The following is a 15,108-nucleotide window of genomic DNA, read 5'->3' on the forward strand; positions in this document are numbered from 1 at the left end:
TTGAAATAGGGGCTCTCATCATGCGCGTGACATTTTTTTTATGCCGACTTCATCGCAACTCTTTCCGCTACACAGGCCGGATTTCCGACGCAGGTCGGCATAACCAGGACATCGGCGTAATGAACCTGCCAACCTGTGGCCTCGGTCATCTGGGGCAGCGTGGCACCTTCTGCGCGTGTGAGCAGCTCAATCAGCACAGCTTGCTTGGTGCCTTCACGTTTGGCGCGCGGCGCTTGACTCGTGAAGCCAATCGCCTGCAGTCCTGTGGCTGTGGCCACAAACACCTCAGGCTCTGCGGCGCTTGGCTCGATGAGCTCTGCGTTGTGCATCGAGGTCAGCACCTTGATGCGAGCCCCGCCTTTGAGGGTGTCGGGGAAGTTGATCAGTTTCTTTTGTGGATGCTGCGCAGCCGCTTCGAGCAGCGCGCGTTGGGTATCCGTGAGTTTCATTGTTTGCCTTTCGATGTTGTTGATGTGTTTTTTGCTGCGCCGTTACCTGATGCTTTACCTGCGGCGTAAGCAGCCTCCAGTGCGCTCTTGATGGCCCAGACCGCGACGTCGTGGAAGTCCGATCGATCGCTGTTTTGTGTCTCAAGCGTCTCAATGAACAAATGCTCTTTGGCGATCTGCGCGAGCAGCTTGTTCAGGTCCTTGTTTTGTTTCATTGGCTTGATTCCTTTCGTTCATCCAATGTGATGGATTGACGCTCTGAATCAAGATGAAGCCAAGTCAATTTTTGAAGCTGTCGCTTATTCCTTGAAAGACGATTGAGATGCCGCGAAGTGCGCCCACTCCATGCAGATATCCGGGTTGCGCGCAGGTGCTGAACGTGCCTGGGTACTGCACCAATCACCAGTCGCAAGTGCACCGTGAGTACGGGCGTGCGCGCAGAGGGTTTGATACGGAGCTGGGCTTTTATCAATCGGCCAGGTGGCGTAACACCCGTGCAGCGGTGTTACGGGATAACCCGCTTTGCTTTAGGTGCCAGGCCAAAGGGCTGTTGCAACCGGCCAAGGTCGTAGACCACATCGTTGCGGTCAAGCAAGGCGGCGAGCGCTTTGAGCGAGCGAACCTGCAGAGCCTGTGTGTGTCCTGTCACAACGCCAAGACCGCCTCAGAGACGGCATCCCTGCGCAACCAGGCCCCGTCCTGAGGGGGTAGGGGGGATGAATCTCTACAGACTGCCTTCGAAGATGCGTTGGCCTGCGCAAATTTTTGTGCGTGCAAATTGAACAAGGGGGGGTACTCACTTATTCTTGACTGCCTGTGGATATTTCTTACGCATGCTTTAGGTGTGGGGGGGCATTCCAGGAGTTTTCGGTCCACTTGCCCTGTGCATTGAACAAAGGTCCGTGATAGCCGCATCTGACACTGTCACCGGCTCGAATACGAGGACCCTCGTGGCAATCAGGGGTTGTGCAAGGCCCTGCAAGCCCGCCTGTGCCAAACGCGGGGGCTGTCGTGCTCGGTCGAGCAATTGATGATTGTCAACGGCTCTTCGCAAGCTCTCGATCTGTGAGCGCGTTTGCTTGTCAATCCAGGTGATGACGTAGTCGTTGAAAACCCGGGCTACCAGATGGGGCACCGGGTATTTGAAGCCTACGGGACAAATTTGCACGTTGTCAATGTAGACGATCAGGTTCTAGTTACTGATCACTTGCGTCTTTTGATTAAAATTTCATAAAGTCTTTTGAACGGCTGTTGTGCTCTTGGCAATTGATTCAAGTCTCATTTGAAATGGCTAATCTTGGCGTGAGAAGGTGATGCACCAGGTCGGCCACTCCACGGATTTGTTCGCCAAAGGGCAGGCGACCGGCCCCCCGGAAGAACAGGCCGCGATCAGCGTCACCCGCCATGGCGTGCCCCAACTGCTGGTCGATGCAGAACTGGCCGATGCCCGAAATGCCATCGCGCAAGCCGCAGGTTTGCAGGCAATCAAACGACATATTGCATTTGGCCTTGGGGTGGGCGCGCTCTTGCAACACCGGCAGGATGCGCAGGTATTTTTCCAGCCAGGGCGTGCGCACGGCACGGGCGGGCAAACCGGCCACGCTGGTGAATTCGACCAGATCTTGCGGCCCGGCTTGCGCCAGGATGCGTTTGAAGACGGCGGACGCGTCGCATTCTTCGGTCACGGCAAAGGCGGTGCCCAGCTGCACGCCTGCAGCGCCCAGGCCTTGCAGTCGCACGATGTCGGCATGGCAGCCGATGCCGCCCGCCGCAATCAAGGGGATGTCGCGCTCGTACCCGGCCTGGCGAAAGAATTCGCGCACCTGCGGCAGCACCACTTCGAAGTCAAAACGCGCATCGCTCAGGTCGGCCACCTTGGCCGCACCCAGATGGCCACCGGCCAGACGCGGGTTTTCGATGACGACGGCATCGGGCAGGCGGCCTTTCTTTTCCCACTTGCGCACCAGCAACTGCACACCACGGGCGTCCGACAAGATCGGAATCAGCGCCACATCGGGGTGATCGCGGGCCAGATCGGGCAAGTCCAGCGGCAGGCCTGCACCCACCACCAGGGCATCGGCACCGCTGTGCAGGGCTTGCCGCACATAGGCTTCGTAGGCGCTGAGGGCCTTCATCACGTTGACGGCTATCCAGCCGCGGCCTTGCGCCGCTTCGCGTGCGGCGCAGATTTCGCGGTCCAGCGCGATCAGGTTGGCTGCGTTGATGCGTTCGCCTGCATCCGGCTCTTTGTCCAGATGCGCGGTTTGCACCATCAGGTCCGCATGGCGGCGGCGCAGGTCCACCGACGAGATGGTACCCATGCCGCCCAGTCGGGCCACGGCCGAAGCCAGACCGGAAGCCGACACGCCCACGCCCATGCCGCCTTGCACGATGGGCAGCAAGGTCTTGCCGCGTATGCGCAGAGGCTTCAGACCGGCAGCCTCGGTCATGGGCAGCCATGAGGCTGTCTCAGGGTGCAGGCCCAGGTTCGTCGCCATGGCTCAGTGCTGCGCCTGGCCTTCAAAGGCCGGGAACAGCAGGTTGTTCTCAAGGTGGATGTGCTCGATCAGGTCTTCGGTCAAGCGGGCGGTGCCTGCATAAAGCGCCTGCCAGGTGTTGCAGGCACCGGCGGGTGGCTGGTGCTGGGTGGTCAACTCGGCCAGTTGTTCCAGCTGGGCCCCGTGGCTCACATGTTCGTGGCGCATCATGCCAATCGGGTGCACCACCATCGGGTGGCCGCCTTGCTTGAGCAGCGGGAACAAGATCTGTTCTTCCTTGGCCATGTGTTCCAGCAGTTCCTGTTCCATAGTTTCGAGCTGGTCGGCCAGCCCGTGCGGCACTTGGGGGTGATCACGGTGCACGGCCTCGACACGGCGGGCCATGCGGATGAGCTCGGGCAGTTGCTGGCGGTGCACCTCGTGGTAGCGCTGCAAGATGTGGTCCACCAAATCGCTGGCCGAGGGGGCAGGGGGCAGCTCGTCGCTGCACTGCAATGCGTTCAGGGCTTGCAGCACTTCTTCGGTGTTCAGGCCTTTGTCCTCGCAGGCTTTGGCCAGAGGCTGTTGACCGCCGCAGCAAAAGTCGAGCTTGAATTTGCGGAAGATGGCGGTGGCCCCGGGGATCTGCATCGCCAGCGAGCCGATGCTTTGTTGGGCCTGGCTTGCAGGCTGGGCGGTGTTCTGGACTGCAACTGGTGTCATGTGTTTTCCTTTAAAAATTTATTTTTGGTGAATCTATTATCAGATAAGATTCATTTCATGTGAATATTCACCTTGTTGACTTTCAGGTCTTTGCATCCCACCAAAGAACGATGGCGCTTTGTGCCCGGTTGGGGCACGCTGTAGGTTCTGTCTGGAGTAATTCCATGGATTTTTCGCCGTCTCCTCAAGCGCAGCACTGGCATCAGCGTCTGCAAGCTTTCATGGACCGCTACCTCTTGCCCTACAACGCAGCGTGGCACCAGTCGGTGAAAAACAGCGAGTTCCCGCCGCCCTTCATGGCGGACCTGCAGGCGCTGGCGCAAGAAGAGGGACTGTGGAATTTGTTTCTGCCCTGCTTGAAGCCGGATGAGCCCGGAACGGGCCTGAGCCATCTGGATTACGCTCCTCTGGCCGAAACCATGGGCCGATTGCCTTGGGCGGCTGAGGTGTTCAATTGCAATGCGCCCGACAGCGGCAACATGGAACTCTTGCACCGCTTTGCCAGTCCAGCGCAGCGCGTGCGCTGGCTGGAACCCTTGCTGCATGGCCAGATCCGCTCGGCTTTTGCCATGTCCGAACCCGATGTGGCCTCGTCTGATCCGACCAATTTGCAAACCACGCTGCGCTCGGACGGCGGCGACTGGGTGCTCAATGGGCGCAAGTGGTTCATCACCGGCGCGGCGCACCCGCATTGCCAGCTGCTGATCGTCGTGTGCAAAAACGAAGGACCCTCCGGGCTGGCCGCAGCAGATGTGCAATGGCCGCCAGAGCAAGCCGCGCACCACCAGCACAGCATGGTGCTGGTGCCCATGGGCACGCCGGGCGTGCAGGTGCTGCGCAACATTCCGGTGGTGCACCACCTGGCACCCGAAGGGCATTGCGAGATCGTGTTTCGCCAGGTGCGCATCCCCAAAGACCATTTGCTTGGCGGTTGGGGCCAAGGCTTTGCCATGGCGCAGGCGCGCCTGGGGCCGGGGCGGGTGCACCACTGCATGCGCACCATTGGCCAATGCGAGTTGGCACTGGAAATGGCGACCGAGCGCGCACTGGAGCGCACCGCATTTGGCAAGCATTTGTCCGACCAATCCAATGTGCAGGACTGGCTGGCCGAGTCGCGCCTGGAGATCGATCAGGCGCGACTTTTGGTGCTCAAGACCGCCTGGCTGCTGGACCGGGGCGACGCGCCTGCCGCCGAGCTGCGAGCCCAGGTCTCGGCCATCAAGGTGGTGTCGGCCCGGCTGCAAACCCGCGTGGTGGACCGTGCCATGCAGGTGTTTGGTGCCATGGGTTTGTCGCCCGACACCCCGCTGGCTTATTTCTGGACTTGGGGGCGTGCCATGCACTTGATGGACGGCCCTGATGAAGTGCATCTGCGCACCCTGGCCCGGCATGAGCTGCACAAGGCGCGTGAGCGTCTGGGGCAGACCGCGGCCTACTTCACCACGCCCGAGCAAATGCGCGCAGTGCCGCATCTGTCGGCTTGATGGGGTGGCCTGATATGACGAATTTGTCTGTGGGCTGGCGTACCGAAAAGGCCTTGATGCAGCGCTGTTTGACGCAAGGCAAATCCAGACCCGCTGAGGGTCGATAACCTGCCAGTGAGATCGGCCAGCAGACTTTGCAAGCCCACCGAACCCCTCCAAACTTCCAAGGATCACCCTGAATGAACCGCCCCGCTGAAGACCCTCAGTTGTCTGCCATCTTGCCCCTCATGGCCGCGCAGCCCATCAGCACTGATGTGCTGAAAGAAAAATACCTCAAGGCCGACGAAAGCAGCGCCAGTAAGTTGTTCGACCGCGTGGCGCGTGCTCTGGCCAGCGTTGAAAAACCCGAGCTGCGTCCCGAATACGAGCAAAAATTCCGGTGCAATCTGGACGCGGGAGCGATTGGTGCAGGCCGCATCATGAGTGCAGCGGGCACCGGTATCCAGGCCACCTTGATCAACTGTTTTGTGCAGCCCGTGGGCGATTGCATTCAGGGTCGTGATGAGGGCGGCTACCCCGGCATTTACGAGGCACTGCGAGAAGCGGCTGAAACCATGCGCCGAGGCGGTGGCGTCGGCTATGACTTTTCGCGCATCCGGCCCAAAGGAGCGCGGGTCAAGGGCACGGCCTCCACGGCGTCGGGGCCATGCAGCTACATCAATGTTTTTGATCAGTCCTGCGCCACGGTGGAAAGCGCAGGCGCCCGGCGCGGCGCCCAAATGGGCGTGCTGCGCATCGACCACCCGGACGTGATCGAGTTCATCACCGCCAAGCGCACGCCGGGGCGCTGGAACAATTTCAACGTGTCGGTTGGCGTGAGCGATGCTTTCATCGAAGCGGTGCATCAAGGCCGCAGCTGGGATCTGGTGCACGCCGCACACCCCGGGCAGGATTTGATTGACCAGGGTGCGCACCAGCGCGAAGACGGCCAATGGGTCTATCAGAGTCTGCCCGCGCAAGACCTGTGGGACGCCATCATGCGCTCAGCCTACGACTTTGCCGAGCCGGGCATTTTGTTTCTCGATCAAATCAACCGCGACAACAACCTGCGTGCGATCGAGTCGATCAGCGCTACGAATCCCTGCGGCGAACAACCCTTGCCGCCTTATGGCTGCTGCGATTTGGGGCCGGTCATCTTGCCGCGTTTTGTGCGTCGGCCTTTTGACCATGGCGGGCCTGCCGAGTTCGATTTTGAAGCCTTCGCGCAAAGTGTGGCCCTGCAGGTGCGCGCTTTGGACAACGTACTGGACCTGACCCATTGGCCCTTGCCCGAGCAGCAAGAAGAAGCCCGCATCAAGCGCCGCATTGGCGTGGGCTTCACCGGGCTGGGTGATGCCCTGGTGATGCTGGGCCTGCGCTACAACGCCGCCGAGGGCCGCGAGATGGCGCAAAAAATCGCACGCTGCATGCGCGATGCCGCCTACACCGCTTCGGTGGCACTGGCCCGTGAGAAGGGCGCGTTTGAGTTGTTCGATCCCGACGCTTACCTGGCCGATGGCACCTTTGCCAGCCGCCTGCCCGAAGCGCTGAAGGCCGACATCCGGGCTCACGGCATCCGCAACAGCCATTTGCTGTCGATTGCGCCCACCGGCACGGTGAGTCTGGCTTTTGCCGATAACGCATCCAACGGTATCGAGCCCGCATTTTCGTGGACTTACACCCGCAAAAAGCGCGAGGCCGATGGCACGCGCAGCGAATACGAAGTGCAAGACCACGCCTGGCGTCTCTACAAAATGCTGGGCGGCGACACCACCCAGTTGCCACCGGCTTTTGTGGGCGCCATGGACATGAGCGCCAACGAGCACATCGCCATGATGCAAGCCGTGCAGCCCTTTGTGGACACCGCGATCTCAAAAACGGTGAACGTGCCTGCCGATTACCCTTACCAAGAGTTCAAGGGCCTGTACCTGCAGGCCTGGCGCTCGGGCCTGAAGGGCCTGGCCACTTACCGACCCAATGCCATTTTGGGATCGGTGCTGGAACTCACGCCATCACCCGCCACCGCCAAAGCCGAGGTGCCTGCTGCCGCCACCACAGACCCGATGCGCACCGTGATCGAAAGCCGCCCCAACGGTGCGCTGGATGCGGTGGCCGAAAAAATCGAGTACTGGACCAGCGAAGGCGCCAAGTCGCTGTACCTGGTCGTGTCGTTTTTGCCGGTCTCGCGTGGCGAGGGCTTGGGCACGGTGGACCGCGCCATCGAGTTTTTCATGCCGGTGGGGCAAAGCGGCGAGTCGCAGCAGTGGATCACGGCCAGCATGCGTTTGCTGTCACTGGCCGCGCGCGGTGGTTTTCTGGAGCGGGCCTTGTCGGACATGCGCAAAGTGGCCTGGGACCGTGGCCCTGTGCGTGGCGGCTACAAAGTGCGCGAAGACGGCACCCGCGTGCCGATGTGGCACGACTCCGAAGTGGCGGCGATGGCCTGGGCGATCCAGAACATCCTGGCGCAGCGCGCTCAGCGTCAGGGCACAGCCGAGCAAATGCCCTTGCCGCTGCCCGAGGTGCCAGAGCCCACGCCAGCACCCGCCATGGGAGCCAGCGTGATGGCGGGCAAAAAATGCCCTGATTGCGGGGCCCATGCCGTCATCAAGAAAGACGGGTGCGAGTACTGCACGCAATGCGGTTTTGTGGGCGCTTGCGGTTGAGCATCGCTATTCGGTAGCTGTTGCCCAATACAAAAGCACCTGCTTTCAGCCAGCTGAATGAAATGAATGCAGTGGTTGCAGCCGATCAATCTTTGATTTTCAAGGGCGGTAGTCGGCCAGAAGCCGTCCGCCGCTGCCTTTCGCGATAGCTGTCGTTCATGATCAAGCTTCGTTTGCTCCACCCCAGCGATCTATAGCAGTCCCGCTTACCTTCTGGACCCATCAGTTTCGTGATAAAGTAATTCATTAATTACTTATTAAAAGTCAATGTGCTGACCCGTACCAAGCTCAAAACAGAAGACCGTCAAGCCGAGTTAGTCCAAGCCGCTTTGGATTTAGCGGCTATGAAAAGTCCTGCAGAGATCACGACAGGTGACCTGGCACAGGCCATCGGGATCACGCAGGGTGGCGTGTTCAAGCACTTCGAGAGTAAGGAAGCGATTTGGCTGGCGGTGCTCGATTGGGCACACCAGACCTTGATTGGAAGATTGCAGCAGGTAGCGCAGGCGCAACAGACCAGCCCTGTGCAGGCATTGCGCGCAGTTTTCACGGCCCACATCGGTTTTGTGCAGACATACCCCGGAGTTCCACGGCTGATTTTTCAGGAGCTACAGCATGCCAAGCCTACGGCACTTAAGGGCAAGGTTCAGCTGCTCATGGCCGACTACCGTGGCTTGGTTGCCGGATTGCTGGCACAAGCGCATGAGGAGGGTCTGATCACAGCCGAGGTGGATCCCAAGGGTGCGGTCGTTCTTTTCATGGGGGCTGTTCAAGGGCTGGTCATGCAGTCACTCGTCACAGGCCGCCTCAAAGACATGGCACGTCATGCCCAGGCGGTTTTCAACATTTACGAGGCCGGTTTACTGATGCAGTCTGCGGCCGAATCAAGGAAGCGCAAATGATCCTCTTCAAATTGAACAAGCGACAGGTCGTGATCGTCCTCGGCCTTGCAGCAGCGGTGCTTGCATTCGGATTCGTTGTCTTTCGCATGGGGCCGTTGGCTCCCACCAGAATCACTGTCGCACAGGCCAGCAACGAGCGCCTGACGCCGTCGGTGTTCGGCATTGGCAGTGTGGAAGCTCGCCAAAGCTGGCTCATGGGGCCGACGGTGGCCGGACGCGTGCTGCATGTGCATGTGGATGTAGGACAGACGGTCAAGGCCGGACAACTCTTGGCCGAGATGGACCCGGTGGACCTGGACCAGCGCCTGCAGGCGCAGGATGCTGCCCTGACCAAGGCAGTCAGTGTTGAAGCGGCAGTCAACGCCCAGGTGGCTGACACACAAGCGCGACGCGCATTGGCCATGACCAACCTGAACCGGCAAAAAGAGCTGGCCCGGCAAAACTTCATCAGCCCCTCGGCTCTGGAAGGCAGGGAGCAGGAGCTGCAGTCTGCCGATGCTGCGCTGGCGGCGGCGCAAGCCAACTTGCAGGCAGCCAAGCAGGACACACGACGTCTGCAGTCTGAACGCGCAGCAGCATCGCTTCAAAAACAGAACACTCGGTTGCTCGCTCCTGCCGATGCCGTGGTGATCAGCCGGGATGCCGAATCAGGCAGTACGGTGGTTGCCGGACAACCGGTGCTCCGACTGGCCAACCCCGACAGCCTCTGGGTCAAGTTGCGGGTAGACCAGGCTCGGTCAACTGAGCTGGCTGTCGGCTTGCCAGCCCAAATTGTGTTGCGCTCACGGCCACAGCAGGTTCTGGCAGGCAAAGTGGATCGGGTTGAGTTGCAGGCGGACGCTGTGACAGAAGAGCGGATTGCGCAAGTGGCGTTCGAGCAGATTCCTGCGGCGCTTTCGATTGGCGAGATGGCTGAGGTCACTCTCCAGCTCCAGCCGACCGAGCAGGCGCTGGTGGTGCCGCAGGCCAGTGTACAGACCCATCAGGGCCGCACAGGCGTATGGCGTCTCAAAGACAGCGCACTCGATTTTGTGCCTGTCCAATGGGGCGCCGCCAGCCTGGATGGGCGTGTGCAGGCGCTCAGCGGCTTGGCATCAGGCGATACGGTGGTGGTGTACAGCGAAAAACCGCTGTCCGCAGGGGCGCGCTTCAAGGTGGTCGATACGCTCGTGAAAAAGGCCAAACCATGATCAGCCTGGCGGCGCGCGACATTCAGCACAGTTGGGCTAAGTTCGTGCTCACCGGGCTGGGGCTGGGTTTGCTCATTGGTGTGACGCTGACCATGGCCGGTGTGTTTCGCGGCATGGTGGACGATGCGCAGGCTTTGCTGAACAACAGCGGCGCCGACTTGTGGGTGGTCCAAAAGGACACGCAGGGGCCGTATGCCGAAGCTTCCAGCCTCAAAGACGATGTGGTGCGCAGCATTGCGGGTATGCCCGGTGTTGCTATGGCAGCCAACATCACTTACTTCACCATGCAGATCAAAGCCGTGGGAGGCAAGGAGGCCCGAGCCATGGTGGTCGGCATTGAACCCGGTGCTGCTGGGTTGCCCGGGCAACCTGGCCATTTGCTGGCAGGTCGGCACCTCACTCGCAGCCACTACGAAGCAGTGGCAGACATCAAGACAGGGCTGTCGCTGGGCGACAAGGTCGAGATCCGGCGTCACACCTACGAAGTGGTGGGCTTGACGCGCCGCATGGTGTCCTCCGGTGGAGACCCGATGGTGTTCATTCCGCTCAAGGACGCTCAGGAAGCGCAATTCATCAAGGACAACGACGCCATCGTGAACGACCGGTCGCGCACAGCGGCCAACCCCGCGTTCAATCGGCCTGCGGTACCAGGTCTGCTCGATGCCGTGCAAAACCTGCAAACCAGCAGTCGCAACGTCAATGCGGTGCTGGTGCGCGTGACCGAGGGCTGGTCAGCTGCGCAGGTAGCCGAACCGATCCGGCGCTGGAAGCATCTGACTGTCTTCACCCGCGAGGACATGGAAGACATCCTGGTCGACAAACTGATTGCAACCTCGGCGAAGCAGATCGGCATGTTTCTGGCCATCCTGGCCGTGGTCAGTGCAGCGATTGTGGCCTTCATCATCTACACCATGACGTTAGGCAAGATTCGCGAAATTGCCGTTCTCAAGTTGATCGGCACCCGCAACCTGACCATTGCGTCCATGATCCTGCAACAGGCCCTGGGCCTCGGTGTGATCGGCTTTGTGGTGGGCAAAGTGGCCGCTACCCTTTGGGCACCAGTCTTTCCAAAGTTCGTTCTTTTGCTAACGCAAGATGCCGTGTTGGGCTTTATCGCCACCATGCTCATTTGCACTCTGGCAAGTACCCTGGCCATCCGGATTGCCCTGCGCGTCGATCCTGCACAGGCCATCAGTTGAGGCGCGCCCCATGAACAGCACACCAGGCGGTATCCGCATCGAAAACCTGCGCAAGGTCTATGGCCATGGCGACACTGCCGTGGAAGCGCTCAAGAACGTCAACATGCAGGTCGCGCCGGGCGAGGTGGTGGGCTTGGTGGGGCCATCGGGCTCGGGCAAGAGTACCTTGCTCAAATGTCTCGGTGCGATCATTGAGCCCACGTCCGGGCGCATGACGCTAGGCGATGAAGTCATCTACGACAATGGCTGGAAGACGCCCGATCTGCGCGCCCTGCGCCGCGACCGGATCGGATTTGTGTTTCAAGCGCCCTATCTGATTCCGTTTCTGGACGTGACTGACAACGTGGCCCTGCTACCCATGCTGGCAGGTGTGCCCAATGCAAATGCGCGGCAGCGCGCACTGGAATTGCTCGATGCCCTGGACGTGGCGCACCGCGCCCAGGCCGAGCCTGCACAACTCTCAGGCGGCGAGCAGCAACGGGTGTCGATTGCCCGTGCACTGGCCAACAAGCCACCGGTGATCCTGGCCGACGAACCTACGGCCCCGCTGGACAGCGAACGTGCACTGGGCGTGATGCGCATCCTTAACAATATGGCACGGCAGGCGCAGACGGCCATCATCGTCGTGACCCACGATGAGAAGATCATTCCGACTTTCAAGCGGATTTATCACATTCGTGATGGTCAAACGATAGAGGAGCAAGGTGAGGGAAGAGCACTGGATTAAGTTCGAAATCTCAATTGTTGACGCCCCCTTGATGACAATGGGCGACAGTTACCCAATGCGTTGAACATGAGGTTTGCCAGGCACTCAAAAGCGCTTGGTGTCAGGTGTCGGTCATAAAATGCATTCAAAGAGAATATTTGAGGCATCCTCCTCAAGAACTAGGACTTCAGAACGATGCGACTGACCCACTGGACCGACTACAGTTTGCGTGTGCTGATGTATTGCGCGCAATGCGAGGCGCAACAAAGCGTGGCGACCATCCAAGCGATTGCAGACCAACATGGCATTTCCAAGAGTCACCTGACCAAAATTGTCATGACGCTGGCCGCCGATGGCTACCTGCAAACCAGTCGGGGACGGGGCGGTGGCATTTGCCTGGGGCGGCCTGCTGCGCAGATTGTGCTGGGCGAGGTGGTGCGCAAGACCGAAACGGATTTTCAGATGGTTGAATGTTTTGGTGAAGGCCAAAGCCACTGTGCCTTGCTGCCAGCCTGCCACTTGAAAAACGTGTTGGCGCAAGCTCTGGAAGCTTTTTTTGCAACCCTAGATGGGATCACCCTGGCCGATTTGATGGACACCACACAAGCCCGAATGGCGACGCTGCAAACCCTGGCCTTCAAGCCCCAGGCGGCCAGGTCACGCAAGGTCGTCATGACATGAAGCACACAGCGTCCCTGTCGGCCAAACTAGTGCGCATTGGTGCCGGTTTGCTGGTGGTTGCCCTGATCTCGATTGGCCTGACCTTGTGGGTGACCTGGAAGCTCAGTGGCGGTGCGGCCGCCCTGAACGAGGCGGGGCGCATGCGCATGCAAACCTGGCGACTGACCAGCGAAGTGCAGGCGCAGTTGCCAGCAGCACACATTGAGGCCTTGACCCGCGAATTTGACAGCAGCATGCAGTTGCTCAAAAACGGCGATGCCAGCAGGCCGCTGTTTGTGCCTTGGGATGATCACGTCAGGCTGCGATATGGCGAGGTGGAGCGCCTGTGGCAAAACCAGAAAACCCGCTTCATGGCGCAACCGTCCATGGACCATGCCAGTCTGGTTCAGCATGCCAATACCTTTTTGACCTCGATTGATCGGTTTGTCTTGTCCATCGAAGGCCAGATGGCGGGCTTGACCGCGATCCTCAACCTGTTCCAGTTTGTGATGATGGCGCTGGCCATCGGCGGTGCCGTCATCATGCTCTACACGGGTTATATGTATGTGATCAACCCCTTGAGCAATCTGCGCGATGGTCTGCGCAAAATTGAGTCAGCACAGTTTGCCACCCGGGTCGATGTGGCCTCCAACGATGAGTTTGGCCAAGTGGCTTCGGGTTTCAATCGCATGGCGGCGACCCTCCAGTCCTTGTATGGCAACCTCGAAGCTCAGGTGGCAGCCAAGACGCAACGCATCGCTGCGCAAAAAGAACGGCTGGAGGGGCTTTACGGCATGAGTGCTTTCCTGGCCCAAAGCAATGACTTGAACGAGTTGACGCAAGGCTTTGCACAGCACGTGCGCCTGCTCATGAAGGCAGATGCGATTGTCCTGCGATGGTCGGGCGAAGACGCCAGCAAATTGCTCCTGCTGGCATCGGACGCTTTTCCGCTGGCCATGCAGGAGGAAGAAAAATGCCTGATGGCAGGGGCTTGCGCCTGCGGCCAGCCCCAGAACGATGCCCGCACGCGGGTAATCCCCATCATGAACAGCGAGGTGGCCCCCTTGCAGCACTGCGCCCGCATAGGCTATGTGGGCATGACCTCGGTGCCCGTGCGCATGCACCACAAGGTGCTGGGTGAGATCAACCTGTTCTACAAAAGCCAGGTCAGCCTGCCTGCCGAAGAGCTGGAGCTGATGGACACCCTGGCCAGCCACCTGGCCACGGCGGTGGAGGGTTTGCGTGCTGCGGCCTTGGACCGGGAGGCCGCCATCTCGGGTGAGCGTGCTTTGCTGGCCCGGGAGCTGCACGACTCGATCGCGCAGTCGTTGGCGTTTCTCAAGATTCAGGTGCAGCTGTTGCGCAACGCCATGGCCAAAAACGATGCCGACAAAACAGCACTGGCCCTGGGTGAACTTGACAGTGGCCTGAAGGAAAGCATTGCCGATGTGCGCGAGTTGCTGTTGCACTTTCGCACCCGCACCCAGGCCGATGACATTGACCGAGCGGTGCAGGAGACTCTCCAGAAATTTCAGCACCAGACCGGTCTGCAGGTCAGTCGCAAGGTGATAGGTGAGGGTCTGCCTTTGCCGCAGGATGTTCAGATTCACGTTTTGCATGTCTTGCAGGAGGCGCTGTCCAATGTCCGCAAACACGCGGGTGCGCGTGGCGTCGAGATCGAAATCCACAAGGGCGACTCCTGGCGCTTTGTGGTGCGCGACGACGGGGCCGGTTTTGACGAAGGTGGCCAGCGCAGCGAACTGCAGGTGGGTCTGAAGATCATGCGCGAACGCGCCGACCAGATCGGTGCCTCGGTGACGGTGGACTCCGCTGTGGGCCAAGGCACCGCCGTTACCCTTAGGGTGCCTACCGCCCAATCTCCCAAAACCCAACCGAGCGGGGAGATGTCCCCCACTTTGTACGCATGACCGAACCGATTGCACTTCTTGTGGTCGACGACCACACCTTGTTTCGCCGTGGCCTCATTGCCTTGCTCTCGCAAGACGAGCGTTTTCGGGTGGTAGGCGAGGCTGGTGATGTGGGCGAAGCCCTGCGCGTACTGGCCAAAATCCAGCCAGACCTGCTCTTGCTGGACAACCATTTGCCGGGCGTGAAAGGGGTGGATGCCATCGGGGCGCTCAAGCAAGCCTCGCCCGATTTGCACATCCTGATGCTCACCGTGAGCGAAGATGAGGACGACCTGTCCAAAGCCCTGCAAAACGGGGCCGACGGGTATTTGCTGAAAACCGCGGAGTCAGACCAGCTGTGTGAAGCCCTGGTCAAAGTGCATGAGGGGCATTCGGTCATCAGCCCGGCCATGCTCAACAAGCTGGTGTCGGGTCTGCGCCAACCCGCAGGTGCCAGCCAGCCGCCAAATGAGCGGATTCAAGCCGCCACAGCCCATCCCTTGCAGGAACTGGACAAACTCTCGCCCCGCGAAAAGGACATCTTTTTGCTGATCGCCAAGAGCCTGCGCAACAAGCAAATTGCGCGCGAGCTGGACATTGCCGAGACCACGGTAAAGATCCATGTTCAACATATTTTCAAAAAAATGAATCTGACATCACGGGTGCAAATTGCCATTTTTGCTGCAAGTAACGGCATGAGTTGATAAATATCAAATTTGATAGTTTTATGGGAGGGTGAAGGCAGGTTCTTCATCCTCCTTTTGCT

The 15,108-nt window shown here is 59.8% G+C and carries 14 protein-coding genes; 10 read left to right on the top strand and 4 right to left on the bottom strand.

What is annotated here, in order from left to right:
- Positions 1 to 38: 38 nt before the first annotated feature.
- Positions 39 to 449 (bottom strand): DUF3489 domain-containing protein, encoded by a 411-nt coding sequence (locus B9Z43_RS15810; RefSeq protein WP_108326916.1) that lies wholly within the window; start codon positions 447 to 449, stop codon positions 39 to 41.
- Positions 446 to 664, bottom strand: a complete 219-nt coding sequence (locus B9Z43_RS15815; protein WP_108326917.1) for a hypothetical protein — start codon at positions 662 to 664, stop codon at positions 446 to 448. Before B9Z43_RS15815 ends, B9Z43_RS15810 begins: the two co-directional genes overlap by 4 nt.
- Positions 665 to 771: 107 nt before the next feature.
- Between B9Z43_RS15815 and B9Z43_RS17580 the strand changes: the two genes are divergently transcribed.
- Positions 772 to 1,152: an HNH endonuclease gene (locus B9Z43_RS17580; RefSeq protein WP_108326918.1), complete on the top strand. Its 381-nt coding sequence runs from the start codon at positions 772 to 774 to the stop codon at positions 1,150 to 1,152.
- Positions 1,153 to 1,720: 568 nt separating this feature from the next.
- Here B9Z43_RS17580 and B9Z43_RS15825 read toward each other — a convergent pair.
- Entirely contained in the window at positions 1,721 to 2,947 is a 1,227-nt protein-coding gene (locus tag B9Z43_RS15825; protein WP_108326919.1) for a nitronate monooxygenase family protein, read from the bottom strand.
- 3 nt (positions 2,948 to 2,950) lie between these two features.
- Positions 2,951 to 3,649 carry an iron-sulfur cluster repair protein YtfE gene (gene ytfE, locus B9Z43_RS15830; protein WP_108326920.1) on the bottom strand — a complete coding sequence of 233 codons (699 nt, stop codon included), beginning with the start codon at positions 3,647 to 3,649 and terminating at the stop codon, positions 2,951 to 2,953.
- 164 nt (positions 3,650 to 3,813) lie between these two features.
- On the opposite strand from ytfE, the gene B9Z43_RS15835 reads away from it, so the two are divergent.
- The 9 genes from B9Z43_RS15835 (at position 3,814) to B9Z43_RS15875 (ending at position 15,046) form a co-directional block, all read left to right on the top strand.
- On the top strand, positions 3,814 to 5,133 hold the full coding sequence (locus B9Z43_RS15835) for an acyl-CoA dehydrogenase family protein (RefSeq protein ID WP_108326921.1): 1,320 nt from the start codon (positions 3,814 to 3,816) through the stop codon (positions 5,131 to 5,133).
- A 179-nt stretch (positions 5,134 to 5,312) separates the two neighbouring features.
- Positions 5,313 to 7,778 carry an adenosylcobalamin-dependent ribonucleoside-diphosphate reductase gene (locus B9Z43_RS15840; RefSeq protein WP_108326922.1) on the top strand — a complete coding sequence of 822 codons (2,466 nt, stop codon included), beginning with the start codon at positions 5,313 to 5,315 and terminating at the stop codon, positions 7,776 to 7,778.
- 269 nt (positions 7,779 to 8,047) lie between these two features.
- Positions 8,048 to 8,680, top strand: a complete 633-nt coding sequence (locus tag B9Z43_RS15845) for a TetR/AcrR family transcriptional regulator (RefSeq protein WP_255417105.1) — start codon at positions 8,048 to 8,050, stop codon at positions 8,678 to 8,680.
- Positions 8,677 to 9,870 (top strand): efflux RND transporter periplasmic adaptor subunit, encoded by a 1,194-nt coding sequence (locus tag B9Z43_RS15850; protein ID WP_108326923.1) that lies wholly within the window; start codon positions 8,677 to 8,679, stop codon positions 9,868 to 9,870. Before B9Z43_RS15845 ends, B9Z43_RS15850 begins: the two co-directional genes overlap by 4 nt.
- A complete protein-coding gene (locus B9Z43_RS15855; protein ID WP_108326924.1) occupies positions 9,867 to 11,069 on the top strand; it encodes an ABC transporter permease in 1,203 nt (400 codons plus the stop codon). Before B9Z43_RS15850 ends, B9Z43_RS15855 begins: the two co-directional genes overlap by 4 nt.
- A 10-nt stretch (positions 11,070 to 11,079) precedes the next feature.
- The gene (locus B9Z43_RS15860) at positions 11,080 to 11,796 is read left to right on the top strand and encodes an ABC transporter ATP-binding protein (protein WP_108326925.1); all 717 of its coding nucleotides are present in this window, start codon (positions 11,080 to 11,082) and stop codon (positions 11,794 to 11,796) included.
- A gap of 174 nt (positions 11,797 to 11,970) precedes the next feature.
- A complete protein-coding gene (locus B9Z43_RS15865; RefSeq protein ID WP_108326926.1) occupies positions 11,971 to 12,456 on the top strand; it encodes an Rrf2 family transcriptional regulator in 486 nt (161 codons plus the stop codon).
- Positions 12,453 to 14,363, top strand: a complete 1,911-nt coding sequence (locus B9Z43_RS15870; RefSeq protein WP_108326927.1) for a type IV pili methyl-accepting chemotaxis transducer N-terminal domain-containing protein — start codon at positions 12,453 to 12,455, stop codon at positions 14,361 to 14,363. Before B9Z43_RS15865 ends, B9Z43_RS15870 begins: the two co-directional genes overlap by 4 nt.
- Entirely contained in the window at positions 14,360 to 15,046 is a 687-nt protein-coding gene (locus B9Z43_RS15875) for a response regulator (RefSeq protein WP_108326928.1), read from the top strand. The genes B9Z43_RS15870 and B9Z43_RS15875 overlap by 4 nt, the downstream gene beginning before the upstream one ends.
- Positions 15,047 to 15,108 lie beyond the last annotated feature (62 nt).

This window comes from Limnohabitans sp. MMS-10A-192, assembly GCF_003063335.1.
GTDB lineage: Bacteria > Pseudomonadota > Gammaproteobacteria > Burkholderiales > Burkholderiaceae_C > Limnohabitans_A.